This is a genomic window from Neolewinella maritima, assembly GCF_923081025.1.
Classification (GTDB): domain Bacteria; phylum Bacteroidota; class Bacteroidia; order Chitinophagales; family Saprospiraceae; genus Neolewinella; species Neolewinella maritima.
In genome coordinates, this window is sequence record NZ_CAKLPZ010000003.1 from 1 (window position 1) to 25,351 (window position 25,351).

General features: G+C 62.2%; 15 protein-coding genes. 12 read left to right on the plus strand and 3 right to left on the minus strand.

The features are described from left to right. Nucleotides 1-98: 98 nt before the first annotated feature. Complete coding sequence (locus MJQ68_RS11700; RefSeq protein ID WP_238751796.1) at nucleotides 99-542, minus strand: restriction endonuclease subunit S; 444 nt, start codon at nucleotides 540-542, stop codon at nucleotides 99-101. After that, nucleotides 542-3,328 (minus strand): type I restriction endonuclease subunit R, encoded by a 2,787-nt coding sequence (locus tag MJQ68_RS11705; RefSeq protein ID WP_238751300.1) that lies wholly within the window; start codon nucleotides 3,326-3,328, stop codon nucleotides 542-544. Before MJQ68_RS11705 ends, MJQ68_RS11700 begins: the two co-directional genes overlap by 1 nt. 378 nt (nucleotides 3,329-3,706) lie before the next feature. Here MJQ68_RS11705 and MJQ68_RS11710 point away from each other — a divergent pair, with 378 nt between their 5' ends. Next, nucleotides 3,707-4,462 carry a hypothetical protein gene (locus tag MJQ68_RS11710; RefSeq protein ID WP_238751301.1) on the plus strand — a complete coding sequence of 252 codons (756 nt, stop codon included), beginning with the start codon at nucleotides 3,707-3,709 and terminating at the stop codon, nucleotides 4,460-4,462. 23 nt (nucleotides 4,463-4,485) lie between these two features. On the opposite strand, the gene MJQ68_RS11715 is transcribed toward MJQ68_RS11710, so the two are convergent. Next, a complete protein-coding gene (locus tag MJQ68_RS11715; protein WP_238751302.1) occupies nucleotides 4,486-7,116 on the minus strand; it encodes a CHAT domain-containing protein in 2,631 nt (876 codons plus the stop codon). Between the two features lie 224 nt (nucleotides 7,117-7,340). On the opposite strand from MJQ68_RS11715, the gene MJQ68_RS11720 reads away from it, so the two are divergent. The 11 genes from MJQ68_RS11720 (at nucleotide 7,341) to MJQ68_RS11770 (ending at nucleotide 25,265) form a co-directional block, all read left to right on the plus strand. After that, nucleotides 7,341-8,063, plus strand: a complete 723-nt coding sequence (locus MJQ68_RS11720) for an inorganic pyrophosphatase (protein ID WP_238751303.1) — start codon at nucleotides 7,341-7,343, stop codon at nucleotides 8,061-8,063. Between the two features lie 143 nt (nucleotides 8,064-8,206). Further along, on the plus strand, nucleotides 8,207-11,098 hold the full coding sequence (locus tag MJQ68_RS11725) for a PKD domain-containing protein (RefSeq protein WP_238751304.1): 2,892 nt from the start codon (nucleotides 8,207-8,209) through the stop codon (nucleotides 11,096-11,098). Nucleotides 11,099-11,260: 162 nt separating this feature from the next. Continuing rightward, complete coding sequence (locus tag MJQ68_RS11730) at nucleotides 11,261-12,067, plus strand: hypothetical protein (RefSeq protein ID WP_238751305.1); 807 nt, start codon at nucleotides 11,261-11,263, stop codon at nucleotides 12,065-12,067. Between the two features lie 107 nt (nucleotides 12,068-12,174). Next, the gene (locus MJQ68_RS11735; protein ID WP_238751306.1) at nucleotides 12,175-12,546 is read left to right on the plus strand and encodes a LytR/AlgR family response regulator transcription factor; all 372 of its coding nucleotides are present in this window, start codon (nucleotides 12,175-12,177) and stop codon (nucleotides 12,544-12,546) included. 146 nt (nucleotides 12,547-12,692) lie between these two features. Further along, the gene (locus MJQ68_RS11740; protein WP_238751307.1) at nucleotides 12,693-14,282 is read left to right on the plus strand and encodes a T9SS type A sorting domain-containing protein; all 1,590 of its coding nucleotides are present in this window, start codon (nucleotides 12,693-12,695) and stop codon (nucleotides 14,280-14,282) included. A gap of 70 nt (nucleotides 14,283-14,352) precedes the next feature. Continuing rightward, entirely contained in the window at nucleotides 14,353-16,650 is a 2,298-nt protein-coding gene (locus MJQ68_RS11745) for a transglycosylase domain-containing protein (RefSeq protein WP_238751308.1), read from the plus strand. 85 nt (nucleotides 16,651-16,735) lie between these two features. After that, nucleotides 16,736-19,864: a SusC/RagA family TonB-linked outer membrane protein gene (locus MJQ68_RS11750; protein WP_238751309.1), complete on the plus strand. Its 3,129-nt coding sequence runs from the start codon at nucleotides 16,736-16,738 to the stop codon at nucleotides 19,862-19,864. Next, nucleotides 19,864-21,276: a SusD/RagB family nutrient-binding outer membrane lipoprotein gene (locus MJQ68_RS11755; RefSeq protein WP_238751310.1), complete on the plus strand. Its 1,413-nt coding sequence runs from the start codon at nucleotides 19,864-19,866 to the stop codon at nucleotides 21,274-21,276. The genes MJQ68_RS11750 and MJQ68_RS11755 overlap by 1 nt, the downstream gene beginning before the upstream one ends. After that, nucleotides 21,276-22,496, plus strand: a complete 1,221-nt coding sequence (locus MJQ68_RS11760) for a M14 family metallopeptidase (protein WP_238751311.1) — start codon at nucleotides 21,276-21,278, stop codon at nucleotides 22,494-22,496. Before MJQ68_RS11755 ends, MJQ68_RS11760 begins: the two co-directional genes overlap by 1 nt. 109 nt (nucleotides 22,497-22,605) lie before the next feature. Continuing rightward, nucleotides 22,606-23,067 carry a (2Fe-2S)-binding protein gene (locus tag MJQ68_RS11765; RefSeq protein ID WP_238751312.1) on the plus strand — a complete coding sequence of 154 codons (462 nt, stop codon included), beginning with the start codon at nucleotides 22,606-22,608 and terminating at the stop codon, nucleotides 23,065-23,067. Further along, a complete protein-coding gene (locus tag MJQ68_RS11770) occupies nucleotides 23,067-25,265 on the plus strand; it encodes a xanthine dehydrogenase family protein molybdopterin-binding subunit (RefSeq protein ID WP_238751313.1) in 2,199 nt (732 codons plus the stop codon). Before MJQ68_RS11765 ends, MJQ68_RS11770 begins: the two co-directional genes overlap by 1 nt. Nucleotides 25,266-25,351: the final 86 nt, after the last annotated feature.

Consider the following 25,351-nt stretch of genomic DNA (forward strand, 5'->3'; position numbering starts at 1 on the left):
TGGGCCTCCGTGGTGAGGTCAGGGAAGCTGCGCAGAAGAGTCAGAAAGCGAGTCAGGGCGCGGGTCATGCTCCTAAGTTCGGCAGCAGACTAATGCCGTCAAATGCTTAGCTTAATGGCCGTGAACACGGTGGTGCCACTCGATATTTTAATTACCTTATCTTCGATAGATTTTAGGAGGTAGAAGAGAAATTGAATATCTGCATCTACCTTCGGTATGGCAATTTTTAGGTCTTGATTGATGGCAGTCCGAATGTTTGTGATGATCGGCCGGCCCGGAGATATGCGAGTAGCTAAAATTAGGCTGCCTGCATCTGCTATACTAGTAGAGCTATTTTCGACCCCCTTCTGAGAGATGTGATCAATTGTAGATTCTAGAGTTTCGCCCTTTATGTCTTTGATTGAGGCCCAAGGTATATTCCCCTCCCAATATTCTACTATTCTTTTGCTAGGAGTTCCGCCACCTTTAAAAGTGAAGATGTCTCCTAAGGAATAAAATGGCCAGACAGACTTGAGCTTTTTTTTATCACCAATTTCCACCATCACGCTACCAATATTTCATTCAGTTCCAAAATAACCCCCTCCATCTCCTTGCCAAAGGCCCGGTACATCCCCCCACGCCCCCCGCGCTTGTCGAAGGGGGAGAAGTCGAGATCATCCACCTCTAGGTGAAAGCTCTGCTTGACGTGGTCGCGAATCATGCGGAGCCAGTCCAGCTGCACGTCGGTGAATTTGGGCAGACCGGTATCGTTATTACGAGCAAAAATCCAGCGTTGAAAGTTGCGGTCTACCTGGCCGGGGTAGGCGGTGAGTCGCTCGTCCGTGCCGGATACGTGGCGGAGCAGGCTTACCAGGGCCACCAACTCGCTCTCCGGCTTATCGCCCTTCGCCTCGTCTAGTTTAGCGTAGGCTTCCCATACGTAAGGCGGGGCCAGGTTGGGCCGGTCGGCCTTCAGGGTCGCCAGCAGGCTCTTGACCATGGCGAAGGTGACCTCCCGCCGCCGGTGGGGTTGGCGAAAGTAGATGTCCAGGGCGGTGATCTCTTCGGCGTGGTCGGTTAGCCAGGCGGCGAAGTCCTTTACTACTTCCTTACTCCGCTCCCGGCTGAAGCCGGCCGCCTCGCTACGCAGCACTTCGTCTACGCTGACATGGTCGATGGTCTGCGCGTGCACCTTGCGTACGTTCTCGACGTATTCGCACAGTGCCCCGTTGAATACCCGCGCGGCCTCTCGGGTGAGGTCTTCGAGGGCTTGCTCGGTCGCGCGTTGGAGGTCTGCGGGCGCAGCCCCCACAAGTTCGGCCTGCACCTGCGTCCGCGCCGCATCTATCACGTCCGGATCGTAGGCGTCGAGTAGCTTTTTGACGCTTTGCTTGATGGTGCGCCCGCCCGCCAGTTGCTCGTACTGCGCGCGCTCGTCGGGGGTGATCTGTTTTTCCAGTCGGATGAGCCGGTTGGCCAGGCTGCTGAACAGCTCCTCGTCGCGCACGCCCATTTTGACGGCATTAAGAAGGTCCTTCATGGGTACGCCGGGCTTGCGTTCCAGCGGACGGCTCACGGTCTTCTTGCTCTCGGTGGTCCCCACGGCGTCGACGATCACGAAGTGGGTCTTGGCGTGTTTGGCCGTACCGCTGACCTCCCGCAGGGCGTCGAAGTCGATCGTGCGGGTGCCCCGGCCCTTCATCTGCTCGAAGTAGTTGCTACTCTTGACGTCGCGTAGGAACAGCAGTACCTCCAGCGGCTTCACGTCGGTGCCGGTGGCGATCATGTCTACGGTCACGGCGATGCGCGGCGCCCAACTGTTGCGGAACTGGTTGAGGACGCTCTTCGGGTCCTCCTCCGACTTATACGTCACCTTCTTACAGAACTCGTTGCCCTGCGCAAACTCCTCGCGGATGCACTGGATGATGTCGTCGGCGTGGCTGTCGCTCTTGGCGAACACCAGCGTTTTGGGCACCTCGAAACTACCGTCGGCGTGGTAGCGGTCGGGGAATAGCTTACGCAGTACCTCCTTAAATTCCCGAATGATGGTCCTGATCTGGTCCGGACTCACCACGTCGCGGTCGAGCTGGCGACCCTCGTAGGCTACATCCTCGTCGATCTCTTCCCAGCGTTTACGGCGGCTGAGTTTTTCGCGCTGCTCGATGCGCTGCTCTGACTTAGGTATCAGGCCGCCCGACTTAGTGATGCGCGTTTCGATGGAGTACACGTCGTAGGGTACGTTCACGCCATCGGCTACCGACTGCTCGTAAGTGTATTCGCTCACCACGTTCTTATTGAAAAAGCCGAAAGTGCGGCTGTCGGGGGTGGCGGTGAGGCCGATGAGGAAGGCGTCATAGTAGTCGAGCACCTGCCGCCACAGGTTATAGATGCTGCGGTGGCACTCGTCGATTACGACGAAGTCGAACTGCTCGATGGGGTTGCGTTCGTTGTACACGACGGGCAGCGGCGGGCGTTTCTGCCAGGCTGCGTCGTCTACTTCCTCCTCGGCCGTCTCGTCGATCTCTTCCCCCTTCAGCGTCGCGTACAGTCGTTGGATGGTGGAGATGACCACCTGACTATCCCCGGCCACGTAACTACTGCTCAGGCGCTGTACGTTGTACAGCTCACTGAACTTGCGGTTATCGTCGCGCGGCTGGTAACTCAGAAAGGCCTGCTCGGCCTGCTCGCCCAGGTTACGGGTATCGACCAGGAAAAGCACCCGCTTGGCCTTGGTGAACTTCAGCAGGCGGTATACGAAGGTGCAGGCGGTAAAGGTCTTTCCGGCCCCCGTCGCCATTTGGATCAGCGCGCGCGGGCGGTTATCGGCGAAGGAAACCTCCAGATTATTGATCGCTTCGATCTGGGCGGGACGCAGTCCCTGCTCCGGCAGCGCGGGCATATTGCGCTTCAGTCGGGCGCGGAGCGGAGGAATACTAGACGCCCAGTCGAGCAAGGTTTCCGGGCGGTGGAAACTAAAAACTTCCCTGCTCCGGGGTAGGGGATCGCGAAAGTCGGTGAAGCGGGTGATCTCGCCGGTACTCTCGTAAGCGAAACAGAGGCGATCGGTATTAACGAATTTCATCCCGGCGGTGAGGTAGCGCAGGCTCTGCTCCTCTACGACGGTGATGTTCATGCCGGCCTCTTCGCGCTTCGCTTCGATGACTCCCATCGGAGTTTGCTGCACGAACAGCACGTAATCGGCCGGCCCCTCCTGCGTCTGAAACTCGCGTACGGCTACGCCGGTATTGGCGTATAGGTCTACGGCGTTCTTGTCTTGTACCACCCAGCCGGATTGCCGCAGTAGGCGGTCGATGCGGTCTCGGGCGACTTGCTCGGGGGTTTGATTCATCTGGGGCGGTGCGCTAGGGCGATACTATACGTAGGATTAAATGTAGGCAGTTTGCCGCGTACTCCACTTGCGCACGTTCGTCTTCATTTTGCAACTCTAGATTATCATTCATTTATTTTACGATAAGCTTCCAGTATTCTTCTTCCGCCATGTACTCAACTGGCTACTCAGCCCACACTAGTCCGCGGAGCATACTCTCGCGAGGGGGAAGAAGAAAATTTGATAGCTGCTACTGGATGAACGAACCTCTGCAGTGGAGTCTTAGGACTGTAAATTTTACCTGGGCCGCGGGGTTACTTATTAAAAACTTTAGGTATAGTGAGTAGACAGCCAAGTTACTGCTTGGCATATAGCTTACTCTCTAACCACCCATAAATCATGCCTAAGCAAAAACGCGAAAAACTAAAACTTAAGAAGATAGGTAGAAAGAATCATAGCCTACCGGTAGATACTGAATCTTTCGAGGTGTTGTCCATGGCTGGGGTACCCTGCGTAGAATTACTTGCCGTAGGCAAGCAGGCACCGTCATTGCAGGATAGAAATCGGGATGTTGGTAGACTAAGAACAAAATATTGTCAGCTTACTTTGCTAGCGCTACCAGACAAGATGAAACGGGTGAAGGACTTCACCGATGTAGCATCGGTTGATACCAGTAAGCAACCGCCGATCATAAACTTGCCAGTGGGAGATAATTCCGGTCTTGTATTTTTACTCGACCAACTTACTACTAAGCGTCGTACCTGGACTTCAAATAACGATGTGACAATCACGGATTTCTGCGCGGATAGGATGCCGGGGCTTCTTGGTGAGCACGGAGTGGATAACCCCTGTGCCTACCCACTGCGCCCGACCGGAGGGGACAAGGACAGCTACTTTATTACTGAGTGGGACTGGGAGGATGCCACTTCGGGTATTGAATATACCCAGTTAAGACAGGCATTGCGTTTGACCTATAGCTGGCCGAGTAAATCTGTGGTCATGCTAGCTGTTACCACACCAAACCGGACGGTCATCTGGATACCACTCCTTAAAGGTGAAACCATAGAGGGCATTAACGCAAATCTGTCTAAATGTTTTGTGCTCTTAAATCCAGTTTACTTGGACGGACCCAATATTTGGATAGGTAGTTATTGATAATAGGGTTAATGTCGACCCCCTCACCCCACCACCAACCCCGCCCAAAACCCAGGCCACGCCCAGCGCGCACTAAGCTCCCCCCGCGCACACCGCCGCTGCGCCGCCGTGAGCGCCTCCACGGGGGCGGCACCGGCGAGTAGCTCGGCGTAGAATAGGTCGAGGATCCCCGCCGTAGCCGCGGCCGGGATGTCGTAGAGCGAGGCCACTACGTCCGGTACGCCGGCGCGGTGGAAGCTGCGGCGCAGACTGTAGGTGCCCTCGCGGCGGTTGCGGTAGCCGCGGGCGGTGGAGCAGGCGGCCAGCACCACGAGCTGCGCCCGCAGTACCGCGCGGCCGATGTATACCCCGTTGAGACTGTCAGTACTATTGAGGTAGAGGTAGTTCTCGTTGAGGCGGGTGGGGTCGCCCGCGGCGTGTACCGAGAGGTGGAGCCAGTCGTAGCGGTCCATATCGGCCAGTAGGGTAGCGGAGGTGCAGGCCGACCGCCGGTAGTGGGTGCCGCCCGCTACCCGGGCTAGTACGGACTCGGCGAGCGGACCGAGGTAGGCCGTCAGGTCGGGATGGGTCCAGGCTCCGACGGTAGGGGCGCTGCGGCGCAGCAGCCGCTCGCGCAGCCGGTGGCGCTGCTGCTCGCTACGCCAGCTGTCCAGGTAGCGGATGCGGTGGCTGCGGATGAGGTAGGCTGGTAGTCCGCCGATCGTGTCCGCGCTGCGCAGCAGGGCTACGAACGGCAGACTGGTCAGCGAGGCCGTAGGAATGACCAGCAACTCCCTGCGCCGCGCCAACTGACCGGCGGCAAAGCCCAGTAGCTCCCCGTACAGCTCGTGGGCCGAAGCGGTATAGGCCACGGTACTCGCTGGCATGCCTCCACTCAAAATGTCCGTGAGCGCGTCCACCCGCTCGGCGACCGGCTCGCGGGGCTGGGCGTGGGCGAGCACGGTATCGCGGTCTACGTACAGGGCATAGAGCGTGTGCTCCGTCTCGGCGTATTCGATCAGGGCCTGATCGGCAGTGAGCTCTCCGCGGATCTGCGCTAGGGTAGGGGCGGTGGCTGCCGCCTGCGGGCTAGGCTCCGTCGGGGAAGCGGTCAGATCGAGCCGCTCGGCCAGCAGCAGCGACTCCCGGTACAGCCGATCGAAGCGAAGCAGTTGATCATACGGGAGGGTAAGCCGGGCGGCAAAGGCGCCCTTGAGTAGTTTCATCTCCGCCTCGATCTGCCGCAGTCGTACCCGCTCCGGGTCTACGGTCTCCACGGCGAGGGTAGCGTGTACGGCGGCGAGCTCGCGGGTGTAGAGCACGGTCTTGCCCAGCTCCATGGCGTTGAGCAGAGCGTTGTAGTACCGGGCGTCGCCGGTGGAGGTGCGGAGCCGCTCGTGGGCGGATGCCAGGGCGGCGGTGATCAGCCGGTCGCCCAGCACGAGGGTACGGTTGAGTACGGCTTCCTCGCTCTGGTGCAGCAGGGTGCGCTCGTAGTTGGCCAGGGCAGCCTGGGTGTAGCGGAAGGCCCGTTCCAGCTGCGCTTCGTTCGCCTCATGGTGGCCCCACTGCTGGTAGGTACTTGCCAGTGCACTGATGAAGTACATGCAGTTGGCCCGCCGATTGCAGCGAAATAACGCTGCCTCATCCGTTGGGTCGGCATCCGGCGGACAGCAACCCTGATCCACCAAATCCCCCAGCATATAATCCACGGCCCGAGCGTACCGCCCGTCGTCCTGACTGTATTCCTTGAGTAGGTAGCGCGCACCCTGTACGCGCTTATTGGCGAAGTAGGGTCCTGCAGCCAAAAGGCGCTCGGCGGATGCCCGTGCGCTATCCCGCCGTCCCCGCCGGTGGTGCCAGTAGTGGGCGGCGTGGTCACGGTAGCCCAGGTAAGCCGGCGCATCGGTAGGTCCACCCGGCCGGCCCCGCTCCGGTAGCGTAGCCAGTAGCTGCTCGATCCGCGGGTCGTGCTGCGGCTGCCGGGAGAGCAGAATGATCTGGTGCTCCCGTGCGTGCCCTTCCCAGGGGGAATCCAGTGCGGCCAGTACACCTGCTGCCCGCTCGAACAGGGTATCGCTGCGCGCCCACAGTGCCTGCTGTCTTTGCAGGGGCGTAGCCCGGTCAGCAAATTGCTTCGCCCCCCGTGCCTCGATGATCGACAACTGCGCGTACAGCAGCGAGGTGGTGCGGTGTGCCCGCTCCAGCAACCGCCGACCGAGCTGCGCGTGGAGCTGCATTTCCAGCCAGGTCCAGGTATCGAAGCTCGTGTAGGCCGCGCAGAGCAGTTGCCGTGCCCGCAGCTTGGCCGGGGCATCGTATCGCACCAGCGGCCGCGCCCGCTCCGTATAGTGGGCCACCGAATCGACGTATACCATATGGTCGAAGTGAAGGATCGCCAGGGCCTGGTACGCTTCAGCCCGCAGCTCCGCAGCGATCCGGTCAGTGAGCAGGTGGGGTAGTCGGCGCGCACGCAGGAATGCGCGGTCTAGCCGGAGGGCACGGTAGTCGTCCCAAACCCCGTCCAGCGAATCGCGCAGGGCCAGCTCGTCGGCCGTCAGGGGCGTAACGACCGTTGTAGGTGCCGGTACGTCCACTGGTGTGTCCACCGGATCCGCCGTGCAGCCGATCAGCAATAACGAAAGGAGCAAGTACGGCACAAGGATGCGATACACGGTGACTGGGCTAGGTGCTGACTAAGTTAAGTCCCGCGCGGCGTTAAAGCTGTACGAACACGCGATTTCTGAAATCCTCCGCTCCGGCGATGGGCCGACCACTTCCGTGCCCAGGCGGCATAGTCCCACCCGCACACCTCACTACCTACTTCCTGCGTTAGCCTAGGAACACCCCCGCGATAGACGTACCTTTGCGGCCCCAATTACGCATACCCCCCGCCCCTATGGCTGACGCATACGACAACCTCTGGAAACTTATCGGTCTTCGCTACAAGAGCCACCCCTGGCACGGTATCGATATCGGTAGCCGCACGCCGCGCATCGTGAGCGCCTTCATCGAGGTGATCCCCTCCGATACGGTGAAGTACGAGGTGGACAAGAAATCGGGCTACCTGATGATCGACCGGCCGCAGAAGTTCTCCAACATCGTGCCGGCCCTGTACGGCTTTATCCCCCAGACCTACTGCAAGCAGCACGTGGCCGACTTCTGCATGAAGCAGACCGGCCGCGAGGGCATCATCGGCGACGACGACCCGCTGGACATCTGCGTGCTCACCGAGCGGGAGGTCACCCACGGTAATATCATCGTAAAGGCCAAGGCCATCGGCGGCTTCCGCATGCTAGATGGCGGCGAGGCCGACGATAAGATCATCGCCGTGCTCGAAAACGACGAGGTGTACGGCAGCTGGAACGATATCACGGACCTGCCCCCCTCCATCCTCGACCGGCTGCAGCACTACTTCCTCACCTACAAGCAACTGCCCGGTAAGGAGCCCAAGGTGGAGATCACCCACACCTACAACCGCGAAGAAGCCCAGGAGGTGATCCGGCTGAGCCAGCGCGACTACGCCGAAAGCTTCGGCAACCTGGAGACCATGATGAGCGCCACCCTGATGGAAGCGCTGAGCATCGGACAGCGGCAGCAGGACATCCTGAGCAGCCTCTAGCGCGACACGCAGGGGAAAATTACTGTGATCAAGGAGGTTTTATGTGTGGAAACTGACAGTTAGTCCCCGCACGGTGCGTGGGGGAGGGCGTATCTTTGGAGGACTCTCATGACAGTCGGCTTTCCGACCCAAGCTTTCTACACGTGCTATCTACTCTCCGCTACGGCCTATTGGTCGTGCTCTGCGGTGGAGTCCCCCTGAGTCTTTCGGCGCAGCAGCTGGACTTCACACCTTCCCCCTCCACCCCCGAACTACGCCGTACCCTGGGCGAACAGTTTGCCCCCGGCGTACGGACCCTCAGCCTGCGTACGGAAAAAGCCGCCGCGGACCAAGCGGACACCACAGGCGATACCCTCGTACTGCGGATCCCCGACCCCGACGGCAAGGGCAATATCGTGCTGGACCTGCATCCGGTAGACCTCTATGCCCCCACCGCCACGGTGCGCCTGCTCACGCCCACGGGAGAACAGCAACATCCGCTGCCCCGCCGGCTCACCTACCGCGGCCACGTGCGGGGCAGGCCCGACCAGCGGGCAGCCTTCGTACGGTCCGGTAGCTACCTGTCGGGACAGATCCTGCGCAATGGACAGCGGACCTACCTGGTGCCCGCGCATACCCTCGCACCTGCGGCCCCGCCCGACCGCTTCGTGCTGTATAAGGAAGCAGCGCGGAAGCAGGCCCCCGCCCCCGAAGTACGCTGCGGCGTGGACGAAGCCGCGGCGCACGATAAACGGGCGACCCGGAAGGCGAACGCCCAGCAGCTGACCGGGCAGTGCTATCGGGTCGCGCTAGGGGTAGCCTCCGATTACCAGCTGTACCAGGACCAGGGCAGCGACGTGCAGAACGTCATCAACCACGTCGCTACCGTGATGCTGGACGTAGTGACCGACTACACCACGGACGACTTCGACGACGCGCTCGACTTCCAGATCGCAGAGCAGGTGATCGCCACCTGCGCGGACTGCGACCCCTGGACGCCCTCCACCGATCCCGGCGAACTGCTGAGCGACTTCGGGGACTGGATCGACGGGGGAGGCTTTAGTCAGCCCGTATCCATGGGCCAGCTGCGGACGACCCGCAACTTCGACGGCAGCACCGTAGGACTGGCCTGGCGAAGCCCTGACCTGCTGTGCCGTCAGGGTGCCAACCACGTGCTGCAGGATTATACCAGCGACCCGGAACTGCTGCGTGTGCTCACCTCCCACGAGATCGGCCACAACCTCAACGCCACCCACGATGCCAGCGGCAGCAGTACGATCATGGCCCCGTCGATCAATCGCACGACCAGTTGGTCGGCCGCTTCGGTCACCACGATCGATCAGACGGTGGACGACAGCCAGGCCTGTCTGAACGCCTGCGCCGCCCCGGCCTGCGCCCCGGTGGAAGACGTGACGATCGACGCGCTCACCGCCAGCGGCTTCGAGCTGAGCTGGACAGCTGGTACGGCGGGTAGCTACCAAATCCGCGTAGTGGACGCGCAGACGGATGTGCAACTGTACGAACAGACCACAAGCTCGAACGCACCGGGACTGATCGAGCCGCCCGGCTGGGAGCGCTGCCGGTCTTACCGGGTGAGTGTGGCTACGGACTGTGGGGCAGGGGAGTACGCGCCGCCCGTCACCCTGCTGCTGCGCTACACCGCGGCGGGCTGTGCCGACTTCGTAGCCGACACCACCTTCGCCTGGGGTACGCTGCCGGTGACCTTCACGGACCTTTCCCTGGAGGCTACGCGCTGGGACTGGGACTTCGGCGACGGTACCACCTCCACCGCACAGCACCCCACCCATACCTATACGACACCGGGCCACTACACCGTGCGCCTGACGGTGAACGATGGCGGCCACAGTACGACGCGTACCGGCCTGGTGCAGCTGCTACGTGCCGAGGTGGCCGCCCCCTACGCCGTCGACGATGGCGGTAATATGGAGGGGGGCGACTTCGCGGTGGGTAGTCTCACCCCGGGGCAGGAGGTACTCTTCGAGCAGGGCCGGCCGGTGGACTACTTCAGCAACCAGTCCACCAGCTGGGTCACTAAGCTCTCCGGCGACGTAGCGGGCCGTACGAGCCGGTCGGTGCTGCTGGGACCAGAGTTCGACCTGCGTACGGTGACCAATCCGGTCGTGCAGTTCGATCTGGGCATGGAGGCCCTGTACTGTAATGCGCCCTATGCCATGCAACTGCAGTACACCACCGACCGGGGAGCTAGCTGGACCCGACTGGGTAGCGCGGCCGATCCGGACTGGTACAACAAGGACCCGGCGGACGACTGCCCCCTGGCGGCCGGCGTATTTGCCGACCAGACGGGCTGGTTGTTCAGCAGTCCCGGCGAGTCCTTTGCCTACCCCCTGGACGCCCTGCAGGGGGAAGCCTCCGTTATCTTCCGCTTCGTGTTCAGCGTGGCGGGCGGTTACTCCCCGCAGGGGTATCGCCGGGGGGCGCAGGTGGACAACTTCACGGTCAGCGGACAGGAGGCCGGCACGGCCATGCCGGTCGACCTGCTGTCCTTCAGCGGGCGGCAGGAACAGCGGCAGGTAATACTGGAGTGGGAGACCGCCAGCGAGTCGGACAACGACCACTTCCTGATCGAACGGCGCACGGCGCAGGGGGAGTACACCGCGCTCAGCCGGGTGGGCGGGGCGGGCACCACGCGGGTGGCCCGGTCGTACCGCAGCGTGGATCCGACGCCCGGTGCCGGCATCAACTACTACCGCCTCACCCAGGTCGACTACGACGGTAGCCGCACGGTATACCCCCGGGTGGTGGCGGCGACCTATGCAGTGGACGCCGCGGGCACGGTGTATCCAAACCCGGTGGTGGGGGACGTGCTGAAGCTCGACTTTCCCACGGCAGACGGGGGGGAGGTGCAGCTATCGCTGTACGATCAGCGCGGCCGCTGCGTGTACGCTACGGTGGTCACGGTACAGCCCTACGCCGCTACCATTAGCCTGCCCATGGAGGGCCTGGCGCGGGGGGTGTATAGCCTGCGGACGCGCTACGGCGCAGTGGTACAGCGGTGGCGGGTGGTGCGGGGGTAGGCGGGGCGGGCTAAACTTAGGGCTGACAACCGTAGGAATAGCGTCCGTTAGGTGCTACTTTTACGGCGTATAACCAAATGGCCTAGCTATCCGTTTACGATCATAGCACCCCGGAAGCTGTGAAGGCCGACGGGGGGCACCGCCCACTTTCAACGTCCGACTATGCACCTCAGTCCCGCCGCGTGCGAGGAATTTACGACGCTCAACGAACGCCTCCTGGCCTTTGCCGGCAACGATGCCGTGTTCGGCAATCCTGAGTTGATCGAGCGCTTTCTGAGCAGCGAGTCCGGTGCCGGGCTCAACGAGAAGCAGCGCCGTAAAGTACGCAACTTCAGTACCGTGAAGCAGGGGCAGTTCTACCTGGTCAAGCAGTACAAGAAGTACGCCGTACTCATGGACGACCACCGCCTGTACGGGGTGGTGGGCATGTGCGAGAGTCCCGAGCAGATGGTGGACGGCGAGCTGCCGGCCCTGGTGGAGGCCGTGCTACAACCCTTCGATAACAAAATCGTAATCGCCGAACTGTCACCCACCGACGCGGGGGAAGACGCCCCGAGCCGCAGTGACATCGAATACGAATTCAAACAGATTAAAGACGTGCGCGGAATTACCGAAACCCTCGACCCCCGAATGCTGGAACAACAGGCCAGCCCCGCCGCCCAGCGCGCCGAGAAGCAACTGCGGCAGTACCTGAAAACCTCCGCTACCCAGGAAAAGCACCGGGACGATATCGAAAAGGTGCTCAAGAAATTTCCCGAACTGCACGACGTGTACATGCAGATGTACTCCAAGCTCAGTGCCCGCAGCATCAAGAAGGAACTTAAGGCCAACGGCGTACGCGAGCGCCACTTCGCGGTGTACAATAACTCGGTCGTCGCCGTAGCCGCCACCCGCGGCGAGCTGCTCGATCAGCTGAGCGACCTGAGCTTCGACGGCATGATGGACCAGTGCGCCCTGTTCCGCCTCTAGCCGTTGGCCGAACTTCGGCCTAGGTTCATCGTGAAACCTTCCCGACGGAGGGGCCGCTGTCGATCTTGCAAAGGTCAATATCGACGCAGCTACTAAATACCCCCACCGTGTCTCCCCTCCGGGAGGAGGCAGCTCACCCAGCTTCCTACCTCGACGGTCGCCTCACCGACCGCATCTTCATCCATCACCGCGACCGCCTACTGCGCGTCTTCCTCCGCGATATCCACTACATCGAGGCCCAACGCGCGTACTGCCGCCTGGTCACTACGTCGGCCACCTACACCCTGTCCATCTCCCTGGGCGCGCTGGAGCGGCAGCTCACCGGCTCCGGTCTCCTGCGGGTGCACCGCTCCTACCTGGTCAACCTGTGCTGGGTAGAAGCGGTGGCCGACCACTGCCTCGTGATCGGTACCACCAGTATTCCGGTAGCCCGCGCGCAGCGTACGGAACTGGATCGCCACCTGCGCTTCATTCACTAAGGGGCGCGGTCGCGGGAATGCGCAGCGGTGAGCGGGTGAATGATGGTACAACGCGTATGGCTGTTTACCGCATAAGTAGTAGTTTGTGGTCCGGTCGCGCTACGACCGACTGTTTTGAGACTCACGAACTTACACTACCTACGCCCATGTTTTTCCTTCGTTTTCAGCTCGCCGTACCGGCGCTGCTGCTCGCTGTTTCGCTCACCGCGCAGACCCCCGACGACTACACCATCATTCACGATCACCTCCTGTGCGACCTGCCCGCCGCGCCCTTCGACGGTACGCAGCCGGTGGGCGAAGCCTACGTCTTCCGCAAGGGGGTACCCACCAAGGCCGCCGATGTAGCGATCACCTACTTCCAGGCCGGGGAATCGCTCAACGGCCGGCGTTGCGTCGACCTCGAAGAGGGTGCCCAGTCCGCCTTTGACCGCGCGGTAGCCATCTGGGTGGACGTACTGCGCCCCGAGCAGCAGCTGAATATCGACGTCTGCTTCACCAAGGACCTCAGTGACGGTACGCTCGGCCAGGCCAGCACCAGCTTCATCCGGCCGGCAAACAGTGCCGACCTGGGGAACGAGGACTTGTTCTACCCCAAGGCCGTATACGAACAACTCGTTGGGAGCAATCTGAGCGGTACGGACATGAGTATCTACTTCAACGCCGATCAGTTCTTCTACTACGGGGAGGATGAGTTCGACCTGCCCGCCATTGCCTTCGACTTTACGACGCTGGCGGTACATGAGTTGGGCCATGGTCTCGGTTTTTCGGGTAAGCCGACCTACTCCCCCGGCAATAGCTCTATCGGCTTCAATCAGGGACAAATGGGTGATCAGGAGCCCATCTTTATCCCCACCGTATTCGACCGCGGGGTGGCCCTGGGCAGCGCGCCGATCGCCATCGTGGAGCTACCCGCCGGGTCGCAGACCTTAGATAATGCCCTACTGGGGCGTGAAGGTGGACTGTTCTTCGATCAGGAGCAGCTCGGTGCCTTTACGGATCAGGAGGAGCGGTTCAAACTGTACACGCCGGACGTGTACAATCGGGGCTCGTCCTACAGCCACCTCGACGACGCCAAGGAGGTCATGTACTACCGGCAGAGGCAGGGTGCCTTCAATCGCAATCCCGGCAACGCCGCCGCCGTCATGCAGTCCATCGGCTGGGCCGGACAGAATCAGGTCGCCGCCCCCGTGGAGTTGCTGGCCTTCACCGCCACGGCGGACGATGCCGGGGTGCTGCTCCGCTGGACCACCAGCTCCGAAACCGAAAATGCCGGCTTCACCGTAGAAGCTAGCCCGGATGGTACCCGCTTTGCCGCTATCGGTGAGGTGGCTGGTCAGGGCACGACGACCGAGACGCAGCACTACAGCCTGACCGATCCCACCCCCCGGGCGGGCACTACCTACTACCGGCTACGGCAGACCGACTTCGACGGTACCTTCAGCCTCAGCGACGTGGTCTCGGTCGACTTCGTAGTCACCCACTCGATACTCGGCAATCCCTATCCCAATCCGAGCGCCGCTACGCAGGTGACCCTGGATTATACCACCGAGCAGTCTCGCACCCTGACCGGTCGGCTGTACGGCATCACCGGTCAGGTACTACGGCAGTGGCGGCAGGACGTCGGTGCCGGGCGGAGCCAACTCACCGTCGACCTCACGGACCTGTCTGCCGGCGTATACCTCCTACAGCTGCACGACGGGCGCGAGGGTCAGCTGCGCCGGCTGCGGGTCGAGTAGTACGAAGCTCTGATATTGGGTCATGCAACTACACCCCCGGTCCACGGGTTACTGGGGGGGACATTTGCCTATGAACCTTCACCAACCACTGGCCCGGCTACACCACTGGCGGGCCTCGCGACCGAAGACTTTCTACGCGCTGGCGACGGTGCTTGGCCTGGCTACGGTAGGCTTCGTGGCGGTCGTCGGTCTGCTACTTGCCGTCAGCTACAGTGGCTTCGGGCATATGCCTAGCCGGCAGGAGCTGCTCGACTACCGCAATGATATCGGTAGTGAAGCCTACGACGTGAACGGGCAGAGCCTGGGCCGCTTCTTTAAACAAGACCGCGAGGAAACTACCTATGAAGAGTTGCCAGAGCACCTGGTACAGGCCTTGGTGGCTACGGAAGACAGCCGCTTCTACACCCACGGCGGGGTAGACTGGGAGGCCTACGGACGGGTGTTCTACAAAACCATCCTGCAGGGCAACGACGACCAGGGTGGGGGATCTACGCTTAGCCAGCAATTGATCAAGAACGCCTACGGCCGGCCGGCACTGGGGTACGGCTACCGCTTCGATATGCTACTACATAAGCTACGCGAAGCTATCCTGGCCCGGCGCCTTGAGGACGTTATGCCTAAGGAGGAGGTCATGGAGCGCTACCTCAATACGGTCAGCTTTCCGGGCAATACCTTTGGCATCACCGCCGCCTCCCGCCGCTACTTCCAGGTGGAGCCGGCCGATCTGACCGTGCGGCAGGCCGCCAGTCTGGTCGCTTCCCTGAAGGGCACGAGCAGTTATGACCCCCGCCGCGCTCCGGAGCGCAACGCCAAGCGGACAGACCTCGTACTGACCCTCATGGGACGGGCCGGCTACCTCAGCGCCGAGCAAGTTGCCGCCGCCCAGGCCGCTCCCCTCTGCATGGTCTACTACCGCGAGCCGCCCCGGGCCGTAGAAGCCCCTTACTTCACGCAAAAAGTACGGCAGCAGACCGCGGAGCTCCTCGCCGAGCTGACCCACCCGAACGGCCGGCCGTATAACCTGTACACCGACAACCTGCGCATCTATACCACGCTCGACCTGCGCTACCAGGCCCACGCCGAGCGGGCTGTCACGCGGCAGATGAAGATCCTACAGCGCGACTTCGAGCGCCACCTGGGCCGGCGCGATCCCTGGGAGACCCAGGCCTCCCTGGCCGGCGCCATCCGCAGCAGCGACCGCTGGCGGCAGGGTCGGCAGGCCGGCATCGATAGCCTCGCCCTGGTCGATAGCTTCAACGTCAAACGCGCCATGCAACTGCCCGTGCCGCACGGCGAACCACTGGTGGGGCAGTACAGCGCCCTGGATAGTGTAGCCCACTCCCTGCGCTACCTGCGGGCCGGCTTCCTGGTGTTAGATCATACGGACGGCTCCGTGCGCGCCTGGGTGGGGGGATCGGACTTTGGCTTCAGTCGCTACGATCACGTGACCAGCCGCCGGCAGACGGGCTCCACCTTCAAGGCCTTTGTGTACGCTGCCGCCCTCGCTCAGGGCTACGACCCCTGCTACCGCATCAGCAACAGCCTACAGACCTACGCCGACGAAGACGGACCCTGGACGCCGCACAACTCCGACTGGGTACACGGGGGCACCTACAGTATGCACGGTGCCCTGACGCACTCCAGCAACGTAGCCGCCGTGAAGATGATCATGGAAGAGACCCCCGAGCCGGTCGTAGCGCTATCGCGGGAACTCGGTATCACCGGCGAGATCCGCCCCATTCCCAGTATCGCCCTGGGTACGGTGGAGAGCACCCTGTTCGAGATGGTCGGAGCCTACGCTACCTTCCCCAGTGGAGGTACCTATACCGAGCCGTACTTCATCAGTCGCATCGAGAATGCCGACGGGGAGGTCATCTATACCCACCAGTCCGAAGCAGAGCGCGTACTCAGCGAAGCGCAGGCCGCTACGATGGTGACCATGCTACGGCGGGTCGTCGAGCGTGGTACGGCCAGCCGGCTGCGCTGGGAGTACGGGGTGCTATCGCCCACCATCGGCAAGACCGGAACTACCCAGAACATGGCCGACGGCTGGTACGTAGGCAGCACGCCGGGTCTGACCGGCGGAGCCTGGGTGGGCGGAGAGAACACGGGCGTGCGATACCGCTCCGGACAAATGGGTAACGGTGCACGGTCGGCCCTGCCGATCTGGGCCTACTTCCTGCAGAACGTGGAGGCGGACACCGCACTCGTGCTGGGGCCGCAGGAGGACTTCCCCGAGCCACCCGAGGAAGTACAGCAAAGCCTGCGGTGTGCCGACTTTATCCCCCCGGTACAGCAGGTCGAGCTACTGGAGGAGCCGGAAGAGCGGGAGGTGCGGGTCGTGCCGGTACTGAGTACGGAACTGTAGGGGGAGCTTTCGCGCGTGTCCATAGAATTGTGTATGTTAGTGTAGTTGATTTGGCGGTTGAGCCACTCATTTGAACAACTCACTAATGAAACGACTACACCACCTCGGCCTATTGGCCGTCTTACTCCTGCTGAGTATGGGCACCTGGGCCCAGCAGACGATCACCGGTACGGTCCGCGGAGACCAGGGAGAAGCGCTCGTCGGAGTCAGCATTCTCGTGCGGGGCAGCGGTAGCGGTACGGTGACCGACCTGGATGGCTTCTACAGTCTCACGGTACAGGAGGGCGATGTGCTGGTGTACAGCTACACCGGCTACGGCAGCGTGACCCGCACGGTCAATCCCGGCGAGACGGTGATCGACGTGACCATGCAGGCCGGTGCGCAACTCAACGAAGTAGTCGTTACCGCCCTCGGCCTGAGCCGGGAGCGCAAGGCGCTGGGCTACGCCGTAGAGGAGATCGACAACGAAGAGATCATCCGCTCCCAGCAGAACAACCTGGTCAACGCGCTGCAGGGTCAGGTCGCCGGCGTACAGATATCGAGCGCGGGCGGCGGACCCGGTCAGGCCTCCAGGATCATCATCCGCGGCGTCAACTCCCTGGATCCTGGGGCGAACAACGAGCCGCTCTTCGTGGTGGACGGTATACCGGTATCCAACGAAACCCTCACCGTAGGTGGCGGCGGCAGCCGCAACGTCTCCAACCGGATCGCCGACCTCAATCCCCAGGACATCGAGTCGATGACAGTGCTGAAGGGCGGTCCGGCTACCGCCCTCTACGGCCTGCGCGCGGCCAACGGCGCGATCGTGATCACCACCAAGCGGGGTCAGGCCGGCCGGCTATCGGTCGATCTGACCTCCACCTACGGTACCGAGGAGGTGAATAAATTTCCGGAGACACAAAAGACCTACACCCAGGGCTTCGGTGGGGTGTACGACCCCAATAGCTTCTGGCCCAGCTGGGGTCCTACCGTAGCCGAAGCCCGCGACACGGCCGCGGCTCGTGGACTGCCCCGACCGAACGATCTGTTCAATAACTTCGAAAACGCCTACGTGCGCGGCGACCAGTGGCGCAACACCATCAGCGTATCGGGCGGCAACGAAAAGGCCACCTTCCGCACCTCGATCTCCCGGCTCGATCACGAGGGGGTGCTGCCCTTCAGTACCTACGAAAACACGAGCTTTCGCATCAATGCCAACTACGTAGCCAGCGAGAAATTCAATTTCGGAGGCGGCGTGAATTACATCCGCAGCGGAGGCAACCGGGTGAACGCCGATCGCTTCAACGAGCGTCTGGTCTACTGGGCCCCGCAGGCCGACGTACAGGACTACATCCGCGAAGACGGCTCCATGATCGGCTACCGCAACAACGGTACGGTAGGTAACAACCCAGTCTACGGCGAGGCCACGAATAAATTCATCGACGACGTAGACCGCTACATCGGTAACCTCAACTTCAATTACTCGCCCTTTCCCGACCTGAGTATCAACTACACGATCGGGCTGGACCAGTACAGCGATTTCCGTAACAATTTCGGGCAGGGCTCGGTCTTTCAGGGTGCGCCCAACTTCGAGGATAACCTATCCAATGGCAATGGCTTCGTCACCGAGACCCGCATCCGCCGCCGCGACGTGACCTCCAACCTCAACGCGATCTACTCGCGTACCCTTACACCCGACCTCAACCTACGCCTGCTGGCCGGCTTCGATGCCTTCGACTCGAGCTACGACCGGGTCACCACCACCGGTAACGACCTGGATATTTTTAATCTGTTCAGTCTCAATAATGCGGCCGATATCCGCACCAGCAGTGCCCTGGTCGACCGCCGCTTGCTGGGCCTGTACGGTGATCTGTCGCTGTCATACCTCGATGCGGTGTATCTGAGCGTGACGGGACGCAATGACTGGTCCAGCACCCTGCCGCAGGCCAACCGCTCCTTCTTCTACCCCTCGGTAAGTCTGGGGGTAGTACTGGGTGAGCTCATGCAGCTACCCGACGGACTCAGTTTCGTCAAGCTGCGGGCCAGCTACGCGGGGATCGGTAAGGACACCGACCCCTACCGCACCAACGTGGTGTACGACCCGGCTAGTGGCTTTCCGATCAATAACGTCACCGGCTGGACGCGCGACGACCAGCAGGGCGCACCCGACCTGAAGCCGGAGCGGACCAATACCATCGAGTTCGGCACGGACCTGCGCTTTTTCAGTAACCGCCTGTCGCTGGATGCTACCTACTACAACGCTAAGAGCGTAGACCAGATCATCCCCGTGCCGGTCTCCAACGCTACGGGCTTTTCCACCTTCGTACTCAACGCCGGCTCGATGCGCAACCAGGGCGTCGAACTGCTGCTAAAGGGTACGCCCGTGGTGACCGATGACTTTAGCTGGGAAGTGAATCTCAACTACACCCGCAACCGCAATGAAGTGCTCGAGATCTTCGAGGGGGTGGAGGATATTCTGATCGGCACCTCCTTCGGCTACGCGGGGAGCTCGGCGGCGATCCGTCTGATCGAGGGCCAGCCGTACGGCAATATCTACGGACGCAGCTACGCCCGCTTCGGTGCCGACGAAGACGATCTGTTCCTGGAGCGCGGTGCCCCCCTGCTGATCGGTGAAGACGGCTTCCCCGTCATCGAAACCACCCCCAAGATCCTCGGCAACACCCAGCCCGACTGGTTCGGCGCGCTCATCAATACGGTAACCTACCGGGGCCTGAGTCTGTCGTTTCAGTTCGACACCCGGCAGGGCGTGCAGAAGTATAACCAGCAGGGTAATTTCTTCTCCGCCTTCGGTACCGCCCCCTATACCCTCAACCGCAACGAGACCATCGTCTTCGACGGCGTACTGGCGGATGGTACACCCAACACCACACCGGTATTCCTGGGTCAGGGCGTAGGTCCTGATGGAGTAGACTACGGGGCGGGCTACTACCGCAACCGCTACCGGGGGTCTACGGAGAACTTCGTGGAGGATGCCGACTGGTTCCGCCTACGCAACCTGAGCCTGCGCTACCAACTGCCCACTACGCTGCTGGAAACCGTGTTCGTGCAGTCGGCCAGCATCGCCCTGACCGGCAACAACCTCTGGCTCTCTACCCCCTACAGTGGCTTCGATCCGGAGGGTAACCGCGGTAACGGCAACGGAGACGATGGCTTCGGCGGCTTCACCTATCCCAGCGTGCGCAGCTTTTTCGTGACCCTCAACGTCGGCTTCTAATGAACCCCATCACCCACCAGCCCCAGCTCTACCTCCTCGCACTACTCTTCCTAGTCCTGCTCACGGGCTGCGGAGCGGACTACCTGGACGTGAACGAGAATCCCAATGCCGCTACTCGTCCCCCACTAGACGGCCTGCTGGCCAGTACCAGTTCCCGCACCGCACTCAACCAGTTCTCGGTCAGCAACGGCCACACCGCCAATTTCGTGCAGTACCTGGCCAGCCCCAACCAGGGCAATACCGATGACATCTACCTGGAGGTGACCAGCGGGGGAGCCTGGAGCGATCTGTACGATACGATGACCGACATCTACGACCTCATCCGCTTCGGGGAGGAGGACGGCCTGGCGCGTCACGTCGCCATCGCCAAGGTCCTTATGGCGGTCAACCTAGGCCTGGTAGTAGACAATTGGGGGGCTGCGCCCTACTCGGACGCCTTTACCGGAGAGACCCTACGGCCCACCTACGATAGCGCCGAAGACCTCTACACCACCATCTTCCGCCTGCTCGATGAAGCAGACGCCGAGCTGCCCGCCGCTGAGGATGCACCCCCCTTTCGCGCCGGTAGCGACTTCATCTACGACGGTGACCTGGACGCCTGGCAGCGCGCCGTCAGCACCCTGCGGGCCCGCTACCTCAACCACTTAAGCGAGACGGGCCGCTACGACCCCGCCGCCGTGCTGGCTGCTGTGGACGCCGGCTTCAGCGACTTCAGCCAGGACGCAGCCGTGACCAGCTTCACCGTGCGCAACCCCTGGGCTCAGGTCGCGGAGAACAATGCTAATCTGCTGCTGGGGGGTTGGCTGTCCGAGCAGTTCGTCGATGCGCTCAACGGCACCACCTTCGGCGTGAAGGACCCCCGCCTGCCGCTGCTGACCAACCGCAACGTAGACAGCCTCTTCGTGGGCACCGTCAACGGTGCCGGCCGCCGGGGCGACGGTACGGAGGTGCTGGAATCCTACCTGGTCCTGGAGGGGGCACTGTCGCGGGAGGATAGTCCGCTGGACATCATCACCTTCGCCGAGCTCAAGTTCATCGAGGCGGAGGCTGCTCTGGCCAGTGGCGATCAGGAGCGGGCCGAGACGGCCTTCACCGCCGGGGTCACCGCCAGTATGCAGGAGATTGGCGTGGACTCGGCCGCCATCGCTAACTACCTGAATGAGGCCTATGGGACGGACGATGTGGATCGCGACGATGTGTTCCGCGAGAAGTATGTGGCCCTCTTCCTCAGTCCGGAAACCTGGGTAGATGCCCGTCGCTACGATTACGCCTACAAAGACTTTAGCCTGGCGGTGAACGCTGCGTTGCCTACCTTCCCCCTCCGCGTCCGGTATCCCGCTACCGAGACCGACCGCAATGCCGCTAACGTACCCGACGTCACGATGACCGACCCCATCTTCTGGGACCAATAATGCTGAGACTCCTCGCCCTTCTCCTCCTCTTTGGCACCTGCGCGCGCCCCGCCCGCCCCTTTGACTTTCCGCGTCCGGTGGATACCACGACCCGTCCGGTAGCCAGTCAGGAGCGGCAGACCTACAGCTACGATGAGGCTACGCTCACCTTCGACAACCGCTTCGACGGGGCCCGCCTGAACGAACTGGAGCGCCGCGGCCTGGACACCTTCGTGGCCACCATTCTGCCCGAAAACGCGCCCATCAACCCCAGCCCCTGGTACGCCATGCGCATTACGGCCGAGCGGCCGCGCGACATCACGGTACGCCTCACCTACCCCCCGGAAACCCGCCACCGCTACTGGCCGCGGGTGCTGCGGACGGACCTGGACTGGACGCCCGTAGACAGCAGTCAGATCACCTACAACGCCGATAGTACCAGCCTGGACGTGCGTCTCTCCCTGGCGGAGGGCGTGACCTACCTGGCCGGGCAGGAGATCATCAGCTCCCGCGACGTGATGCAGTGGCTGTCCACCTTTCGCCAGCCCTACATACGGGTGGAGGAGGCCGGCCGCAGTACGCTCGACCGCGTGATCCCGGTGTTGCGTATGGCTAGCGAGGGCCGTTACGGACACCGTCCGCTGATCGTGCTGTTCAGCCGGCAGCACCCGCCGGAGGTGACCGGCTACCTGGCCCTGCAGGCCTTCATGGCGGGCCTGGTCGAGCATCCGCGCATCGACGAATTTCTGGACCGCTACCAGCTGATGGTCTTTCCGCTGCTCAATCCCGACGGGGTAGATCTTGGCCATTGGCGGCATACAGCCGGCGGCATCGACTCCAACCGCGACTGGGCCTACTACGAGCAGCCGGAAGCGCGGCAGGTCGCCGACTATATCGTCCGCAAGGCCCGCAGGAACGAGGCGGAGGTGCTGCTGGGCATTGACTTCCACTCCACCTACCACGACGTGTACTACACCTTCGATGACGACACGCCACCCTCCGTGCTGCCCGACTTTACGGAGGCCTGGCTGCGCGACATCGAACGGCGACTGGGCGGCGGCTTCCGGGTCAACGAGAAGCCCGGTCCGGTGGGCCGGCCCACCTCTTCTGGCTGGTTCAAGACGCAGTTCAACGCCGAGGGTATCACCTACGAGATCGGCGACGCTACCGACCGCGACTTCGTGGAGCGCAAGGGCCGGGCATCGGCCGAAGCCATGATCGAGGTATTGCTGGGGCGTTAAACGGAGGGCGCGCACGCGGGTGCGCAGGCTAGTGAACGGAGCAAACCAAGTATCCGCTTACTGCATTACCTTTTTCCTTACCTTGTATGTTTCACCAAGATCTCCTGCCATGGCTACCTACCGACTTACCGTAAACGGGCAACCGCGCACCCTCGAAGCGGAACCCGAAATGCCCCTCCTGTGGGCCCTGCGCGACGAACTCGGCCTGGTGGGCACCAAATATGGCTGCGGCATCGGCGCCTGTGGAGCCTGCACCGTACACCTGGACGGGGTAGCGATGCGCTCCTGCTCCCTGCCGCTGGGTAAGCTGAACGGCGAGGCCATCACGACCATCGAGGGACTGAGTGCGGAGGGAGACCACCCCGTACAGCTCGCCTGGCTGGAACACGACGTGCCGCAGTGCGGCTACTGTCAGGCCGGACAGATCATGAGCGCGGCCAGCCTGCTGAACCTGACGCCCGACCCCAGCGAGGCCGACATCAGCTCCGGTATGAGCGGCAATATTTGCCGCTGCGGTACCTACTCTCGTATCCACGCCGCAGTGAAAACTGCCGCCCAAAAATTAAGCTAATGTCCACTACCCGCACCAACCGCCGCTCCTTTCTGAAAGTCTCGGCCGCTACCGGCGGCGGCATGCTCCTGGGCCTGAGCTGGCTGAGTAGCTGCCAGAACGAGCAGGTGGCCAAGGCCGCCCCCTCCCTGGTCATGCCCGAAGAATGGGTCACCGTCAGCGCCTTCCTCAAGGTGGGCGACAACGGTGTGGTGACCATCATGTCGCCTAACCCCGAGATCGGCCAGAACGTCAAGACCTCCATGCCCATGCTGGTGGCCGAGGAGCTGGACGTAGACTGGAAGAATGTCGTCGTCGAGCAGGCCGGACTGGACACCGAGCAGTACAGCCGGCAACTGGCCGGCGGCAGCCAGTCGATCCGCGTAGCCTGGGAACCCCTGCGCAAGGCCGGTGCTACGGCCCGCTACCTGCTGGTAGCCGCCGCGGCGCAGCAACTGGACGTCGACGCCGGCGAACTGCGCACCGAGAACGGATACGTCTACCACGACGGTAGCGACCGCAAACTGGGCTACGGCGAGCTGGCCAGCCTGGCCGCCACCCTGAGCCCCCCTGAAGAGGTTACCCTCAAGGCCGCCGGGGACTTCAAGATCATCGGACATGGTAAGAAGAATGTGGACGCTAAGCCCATCGTCACCGGTCAGCCGCTCTTCGGACTGGATCTGCAGCGGGACGATATGCTCTACGCCGCCATCGTGCATCCCCCCGCCTTCGGGATGAAGTTGAAGTCGGTAGACGATAGCGCCGCCCGCAGTATGCCGGGTATCCGGGACGTAGTACGTATCAACGCCGCCCCCGAGGGGGTAGAGCTACAGTGGTCTGACGTCAACGCCTTTCCCGAGCTCGTCGCCGTAGTGGGTGACAATACCTGGCGTGTGCTCCAGGCCAGGAAGGCCCTGCAGATCGAGTGGGAAACGGACAGCGCCGCCGAATCCACCGACGCCCAGCGGCAGAAGTTGCAGGAGCTGCTCGACAACGGTACGGCCGAAGAGGCCCGCCGCGATGGTGATCCCGAAGCTGCCTTTGCCCGCGCCGCTCAGGTGGTGGAGGCGACCTACTCGGCCCCCTTCCTGCCCCACAATACGATGGAGCCCATGAACTTCTTCGCCCACGTGACGGCGGACAAAGCTGAGCTAGTGGGACCCATTCAGACGCCCGAATTTCTGCGCACGACCGTGAGCCGTCTGCTGGACCTACCCGAAGAGCAGATCAGTATCATGATGACCCGCATGGGCGGCGGCTTCGGCCGGCGGCTGTACGGCAACTTCGGCGTGGAAGCCGCTCTGATTAGCGAGGCTGCCGGCGGACTGCCCATCAAGCTGGTCTACAGCCGCGAGGATGATATGACCCAGGGCACCTACCGCCCCGAATACCTGGTGCGCTACCGCGCGGCCCTGGACGAGGACGGTCGGCTCATCGGCTTCCACGTGCGCGGCACGGGGACCAACGAGAGCCCCGTATTCGCCAACCGCTTCCCGGCCGGTACGGTAGATAATTACCTGGCTGAGAACCTCAGCAGCGAGACCAACGTGAGCACCGGAGCCTGGCGCGCGCCCCGCTCCAACTTCATCGCCGGAGCCGAGCAGGCCTTTCTGGACGAAGTCGCCGAGGCTGCAGGTAAGGATCCCATCGCCTTCCGACTCGAACTCTTCGACCGCGCCATCGAGGACCCGGTAGGGGAAGAAAACGACTACGACGCCGAGCGCTACGCCGGGGTACTCAAACTGGTGCGTGATAAGTCGGGTTGGAACACCAACGATGATAAGCGCGGCGTAGCCGCTTACTACTGCCACAACTCCTACGTTGCCCAGGTGCTGGAGCTGGAGATGAAAAACGACGAACCCCACGTGACCGAGGTGCACTGTGCCGTCGACTGCGGTATTGTCGTCAACCCCGAGGGTGCCCTTAACCAGATCGAAGGCGGCATCACCGACGGGATCGGCCATGCGCTGTACGGACAGCTTACCCTTACCGATGGCGTGCCCGACCAGCAGAACTACGACACCTACCGGCTCATCCGCCACAACGAGGCACCGCACGCCATCCACACCCACTTCGTGGAGTCCGAGACCGCGCCTACCGGACTCGGTGAGCCATCGCTACCCCCCGTGATCGGTGCGCTGGCCAATGCCGTATACCGGCAGACGGGCCAACGGGTGTACCGCCAGCCCTTCGTGCAGCCGCGGGAGCTGCGGGGCTAGTTTCCCCTTCCCACCCACCGCCAATAGAAAAGCCCGGTACAGCAGCTGCTGTACCGGGCTTTATCGTGTGGGGTAAGCCGGGGCCG

Excerpts from the sequence above, each read along its gene's own strand:
- MJQ68_RS11755 (WP_238751310.1), top strand. The coding sequence starts at position 19,864 with ATGAACCCCATCACCCACCAGCCCCAGCTCTACCTCCTCGCACTACTC.
- MJQ68_RS11765 (WP_238751312.1), top strand. The coding sequence starts at position 22,606 with ATGGCTACCTACCGACTTACCGTAAACGGGCAACCGCGCACCCTCGAA.
- MJQ68_RS11705 (WP_238751300.1), bottom strand. The coding sequence starts at position 3,328 with ATGAATCAAACCCCCGAGCAAGTCGCCCGAGACCGCATCGACCGCCTA.
- MJQ68_RS11700 (WP_238751796.1), bottom strand. The coding sequence starts at position 542 with ATGGTGGAAATTGGTGATAAAAAAAAGCTCAAGTCTGTCTGGCCATTT.
- MJQ68_RS11740 (WP_238751307.1), top strand. The coding sequence starts at position 12,693 with ATGTTTTTCCTTCGTTTTCAGCTCGCCGTACCGGCGCTGCTGCTCGCT.
- MJQ68_RS11730 (WP_238751305.1), top strand. The coding sequence starts at position 11,261 with ATGCACCTCAGTCCCGCCGCGTGCGAGGAATTTACGACGCTCAACGAA.
- MJQ68_RS11720 (WP_238751303.1), top strand. The coding sequence starts at position 7,341 with ATGGCTGACGCATACGACAACCTCTGGAAACTTATCGGTCTTCGCTAC.
- MJQ68_RS11760 (WP_238751311.1), top strand. The coding sequence starts at position 21,276 with ATGCTGAGACTCCTCGCCCTTCTCCTCCTCTTTGGCACCTGCGCGCGC.
- MJQ68_RS11745 (WP_238751308.1), top strand. The coding sequence starts at position 14,353 with ATGAACCTTCACCAACCACTGGCCCGGCTACACCACTGGCGGGCCTCG.
- MJQ68_RS11770 (WP_238751313.1), top strand. The coding sequence starts at position 23,067 with ATGTCCACTACCCGCACCAACCGCCGCTCCTTTCTGAAAGTCTCGGCC.
- MJQ68_RS11750 (WP_238751309.1), top strand. The coding sequence starts at position 16,736 with ATGAAACGACTACACCACCTCGGCCTATTGGCCGTCTTACTCCTGCTG.
- MJQ68_RS11710 (WP_238751301.1), top strand. The coding sequence starts at position 3,707 with ATGCCTAAGCAAAAACGCGAAAAACTAAAACTTAAGAAGATAGGTAGA.